6 protein-coding genes and 1 pseudogene are annotated in these 4,512 nt (G+C 35.9%); 2 read left to right on the forward strand and 5 right to left on the reverse strand.

The window, feature by feature from the left end:
- The 4 genes from EKM84_RS13960 to EKM84_RS13975 form a co-directional block, all read right to left on the reverse strand.
- Positions 1-902 (reverse strand): replication initiation protein (locus EKM84_RS13960; protein ID WP_164511416.1); only part of this gene is annotated, 902 nt, incomplete at its 3' end.
- 708 nt (positions 903-1,610) lie between these two features.
- Positions 1,611-1,823, reverse strand: coding sequence for a hypothetical protein (locus tag EKM84_RS13965; protein ID WP_164511417.1), 213 nt, complete (start codon positions 1,821-1,823; stop codon positions 1,611-1,613).
- Between the two features lie 498 nt (positions 1,824-2,321).
- Entirely contained in the window at positions 2,322-2,684 is a 363-nt protein-coding gene (locus EKM84_RS13970; protein ID WP_002834528.1) for a TIGR02328 family protein, read from the reverse strand.
- A 74-nt stretch (positions 2,685-2,758) separates the two neighbouring features.
- Positions 2,759-3,346, reverse strand: a complete 588-nt coding sequence (locus EKM84_RS13975; protein WP_057732126.1) for a site-specific integrase — start codon at positions 3,344-3,346, stop codon at positions 2,759-2,761.
- 76 nt (positions 3,347-3,422) lie between these two features.
- Between EKM84_RS13975 and EKM84_RS13980 the strand changes: the two genes are divergently transcribed.
- On the forward strand, positions 3,423-3,701 hold the full coding sequence (locus EKM84_RS13980; RefSeq protein ID WP_003586674.1) for a type II toxin-antitoxin system Phd/YefM family antitoxin: 279 nt from the start codon (positions 3,423-3,425) through the stop codon (positions 3,699-3,701).
- Positions 3,701-4,057, forward strand: coding sequence for a type II toxin-antitoxin system YafQ family toxin (locus tag EKM84_RS13985; RefSeq protein WP_034529701.1), 357 nt, complete (start codon positions 3,701-3,703; stop codon positions 4,055-4,057). Before EKM84_RS13980 ends, EKM84_RS13985 begins: the two co-directional genes overlap by 1 nt.
- Positions 4,058-4,184: 127 nt before the next feature.
- Here the strand turns inward: EKM84_RS13985 and EKM84_RS13990 are convergent.
- Positions 4,185-4,421, reverse strand: a pseudogene (locus EKM84_RS13990) (GNAT family N-acetyltransferase); the annotation flags it as partial.
- Positions 4,422-4,512: the final 91 nt, after the last annotated feature.

A 4,512-nucleotide genomic window follows, 5' to 3' on the forward strand; every position in this document is an offset into this window, starting at 1 on the left:
AGTTCAGCAAGTGCTTCTTGTCTTGCTTGATCTCTTATTTTTTTATCGTGCTCGGCCTGTTTATCAGCCAATGCTTGCTTCTCAGTAGAGCCTAAAGTTAACCCTTTAACCTTGTCAATGGCGCGCCATTTTTCCTGCTCTGTTAATTCACCATTATGCTGAATGTTAAAGAGTTTTTGACGTTCATCTTGAATTTGACCTTGTGAGAAGTCATTAGCGTCTTTCTTTTCAGACTTCCAAGTAAAGGAATACCCAATCACTGGTTTCCCGCGGCCTTTACCATATTTTTTTCGAACAGTTAGGCCTCTAAAAAGAGGTGTAAGTTCCTCTTTGATGGGTTTTAAAACGGATTGATTTATATTGCTACTTTTATAGCTTTTAGGGACATCTAATAGCTCGTTAAAGTCCGCAACTGAAAAGTAAGCGTACCCAGTAGTCCTAAATTGTTTTAGTAAACGGAACATGGTTTTTGCGTAGCTGCTTTTTAAATCTCTGAATTCTGATAAAGCATAACGAACCCAACTTTCCAGCTCATTCAATAATTTTATAGCTTTGGGGTAAATTTTAATATCAACATAAGGATCATCAGCATGGCCGTTTATCTCAAATTCGGTAAACATAACAAAAAATTCACGATGCAGCCCATCTTTACTACGCCTTCCAAAGCGTAAGCCTAAAATTTTTTGATAAGTACTTTCAATATCGTCAATAAATCGGTTATTTGCTGTAGGTTTATATGCACTTAATTCTTTTAATTGATCAAATGAAAACCTTACAGTTTCGTCACCTTTGTCACGCATTCTAGAAACTATTGAGAAGAATAAATTCATTTCAACAGGAGTGAATTTTCGAAGTGGGATTGTATTTAATTCTGGATCATATTTAACAATTTCATTACTCAAATGAAGCACCTCTTTTAATAAACACGTTTTTATGAATATACAATACCACAAAACTCTATCTATAAACAGACAAAACTCTATCTATAAACAGACAAAACTCTATCTATAAACAGACAAAACTCTATCTATAAACAGACAAAACTCTATCTATAAACCCCTGTACGTCTTGGGAGAGTAAGGCTCAAGAGGGGTCTAAAAGAGGTTTAAAAGAGGTTTATAAAAGAGGTATATAAGAGGCACCACTGTACGAGATCAAAACCTAAAATCAAAAACACAAAGGAGTGAGCCAAAAACAGGCTCACATTAAACTCCATTCGCTACGCTCTTTGCGCCTTACTCCGTTCGTTGCCTAAAAAGGTGTGGCAAGCCACATTTATTACGGGCGCTGATGCCCCGAACCCCGTCCAAGCTGAACCAGCTTGACCGTTTTTTCACTCGCCGTTAGGCAGGAAAGCAAAGTTTTATAGAAACTTTAGCTTTCGCCAATTCAGTGTTAAGACTGGTTAAGAGCTGTCAATTCCTTATGCTCCCACGCTTTGCTCGTCCGCTACCATTGACAGCAAACACTTAGTTTATCTAAAACATAATAAGAATTTAACTGCTACGTCCCTTTTAAGGCCTTTATTTTCAATTCTCGGCAATTTTAAGCTTATTTACATATAATTATGCCAAAACAAAATAAAAAGCCCTCAGCGAGCTTTTAGAGGGCTAAATTACAAATCCTGGTCGATTAATAATATCTTCTTGTCTTTTTTGCAAAACGTAAGTGTACAAGGAATTATACAAATTCTGTTTGATCTCATCAGGTTCATTAACAAAAGCTTCAAACAATTCTTGAATATCAACTTGCCAAGGATCAACAAGCATTTCATCAATTGGGTTTAATACTTTCTTTTCGTCCATCTTGATTACTCCTAATATCAAAATAATGCTTTCAGTTTAGATTTACAGATTTTACAGTACTGTTATTCAAAATTTGTTACCAAGCTTATAAAGTTTCTCTGCACAAAACAATTAAAAAGTTTGGGCTTAAAACAGCGTAATTCGTAACACTTTTTAAGTATTTAAAACATAACAATCTTAGTTAGGTGCAAACATAAATTGTATTAAAGATACAGTCAATTCAACAACAGCAGAAATTGTTTTTATAGGAATCAGCAGACTGAGTGAAACGAGGTCAATGCGCACTTACACATAGAATTTATTCTATGTTATACTAAAATGATTAGAACCTGTATTAGAAGCCGCCGTTGGCGACAACAAAATCAAACTCATAAATTCAAAACTAAAAAAATCATTTGCTATGTTAACGAATTGTAAACTATAAAAAATATGAACTAGAGGCTATACCTTAATTTTAATATGAATTATTAACTAAATATAAAAAAGAGCCTCGAGTATGAGACTCATTTTTTTGCTTTATAAAATAATCCCTTTGCTGGCTAAATTAGCTAAACATTCTTTCAAATATGCGTCATTATGCTCTGGATAAATTGGGTTAGTGATCGGGCATTCTTTCAAAATTATATATGGATCACAATGAATACCGCGGTAAAGCGGATTAAACCAGTTTTTATTGGGGTGATATCCGCGGTGCTGCATTTCATGCAGTACCAGTAAGTGAAATTGATAGAGTTTATATGGCGAGTGCTTGAATACATAATTAACAGTTGCATGTTTTTTACCCCAGCCATTGCCTCTTAGAGCAGCAAGTTCTCGATGCTGCCCTAGTAGTTGCTGGCGAGGAAGTTTATTAATGAGTTGCTCATGCCAAAGTCGCATACTTAGCCTCCTGTTTTCTCAGCTTATCTATCAATGTATTATAGAGAATAATTGCTGCAATAGCTCGCTTAATATCAACCAAAATCAATTTGATCGAGCATGGTTTCTTGACTGGCTTGATCCAAGCCTAAATAAGCTAAAGTCATGGCCTCGCTGGAATGATTTAATAAGTGCATGACCAAACCAATATTATAATTAGACTGCGTGTAGACCCGATAAGCGCCGGTTTTACGCATGGTATGAGTCCCAAGATAATTAATGCCGAGTAAATCGCCCGTCTTAGCCATAATTTTGTAGAACTGTTTTTCCGTGATATGTCGATCAGGGTGCTGAATCGAGGGAAACAACCAGTCAGAAACCAAATGATTGTCTTGTAACCAAGCTTGATAAGCCAATAAATTAGCTTGCACGGGTTTTAAGTAGAGCAGGTTCGCTTTACCGGTCTTTTGGTCGTGGATAAACGCATTCTGACGCACGGTGCCGTTCTCGTTAAAGACATCTGCCCAACGAAGCTTCATGACGTCGCTCACACGCAGCAGAGTCGCTTTGCCAACTTGAAAAACTGTATAGTTACGCCGGCCAGCTTTAAAGCTGTTGAGTAAGGTATCTTGCACCTCTTTGAGAACATTTGAATCTTTGATAGGTAAGACAATTTGTTGCATAGTTTTAGCTCCTTAAAAAATTGATTTTTAGTACAATTTAAAGTACAATATTAAGTACAAAGAAAGGGTGGTAAATATGACATTAGCATTAACACAGAGCGATTTTCGCGCTAACTTAAAAAAATATTTAGATCAAGTTAATGACGAAGACGAAACCGTTTATATTGCTCGTTCAAATAGTCGCGCAGTGGCCATCGTTTCACAAGAAAAAATGGATTGGCTAGAACGAGCATTAAAAGCTAAAGAAGGCTCGTTAGAATATGCAATTGCACGTGATCAGTTAATTAAACGCCATGTTTTACCTGACGATGAAATTGTTGAATCAGATGATGATTATTGGGGTCAGTTTAAATAATGAAAAAACTAAGATTTAAACCACGTGCAACCTTTAATGCTGATCTAAAACGGTTAGCCAGTTTAGACAAATCTATTATTGATGAAGTTCGAGCAGCCATTGATCTGTTGCTTGAGCAACAACAATTACCAGCAGAATTTGAAGATCATGAGCTTAATCGGCGAATGAGCGGTTATAATGAATTTCACTTACGAGATACCCCGAAAAACAAAACACCAAGCGAAACTAACGATGTCCTGGTGGTTTATACGATTGATAAAGATGAACTAGTCTTAATTGGCATTCGAGTCGGATCGCATGATCGTTTATTTCCTGGTCAAAATCGTGCTAAAAGGTATCGAAAAAATGACAAATAGAAGGAGTTATTTTTATAATATGAAAATAAATAACCCCCAACATCTATATTATAGATATTGGGGGTTATTCTTTCAATGTTTTCGAGGGGCTATTTGGGACTTATGGACCCTATAAGAGAAACAAGACTTATTTTAGAACTTTCCTCAAACGTATCATGTCTTTTAAAACAAGACCATTTTCAGTAATCTCTTTATCATAGTGAATTGTAAAGAAGTTTTGATCAACACCAACAACCCGGAAACCACATTTTTGATAAAGATAAAGTTGTCCAAAACTAGTTGTACCAGTTCCAATTTCAAGACACTTGCAATTATTGTTTCGCGCATATTTTTCGGCAAAAATCAGAAGTTGATGACCAATTCCTTTATTTCTTTGTGTGGCAAATTACAAGTTTAATCCGAACAAGCCCGGAAACTTTCAATGGCAGTCTGTTGATGATGGATTTTTAATGGTC

The organism is Levilactobacillus mulengensis (assembly GCF_003946045.1).
Taxonomy (GTDB): Bacteria; Bacillota; Bacilli; order Lactobacillales; family Lactobacillaceae; genus Levilactobacillus; species Levilactobacillus mulengensis.

What these genes read in the sequence shown, in the direction of transcription:
- EKM84_RS13980 (WP_003586674.1), top strand. Translation starts at nt 3,423, where the DNA reads ATGACATTAGCATTAACACAGAGCGATTTTCGCGCTAACTTAAAAAAA.
- EKM84_RS13970 (WP_002834528.1), bottom strand. Translation starts at nt 2,684, where the DNA reads ATGCGACTTTGGCATGAGCAACTCATTAATAAACTTCCTCGCCAGCAA.
- EKM84_RS13975 (WP_057732126.1), bottom strand. Translation starts at nt 3,346, where the DNA reads ATGCAACAAATTGTCTTACCTATCAAAGATTCAAATGTTCTCAAAGAG.
- EKM84_RS13985 (WP_034529701.1), top strand. Translation starts at nt 3,701, where the DNA reads ATGAAAAAACTAAGATTTAAACCACGTGCAACCTTTAATGCTGATCTA.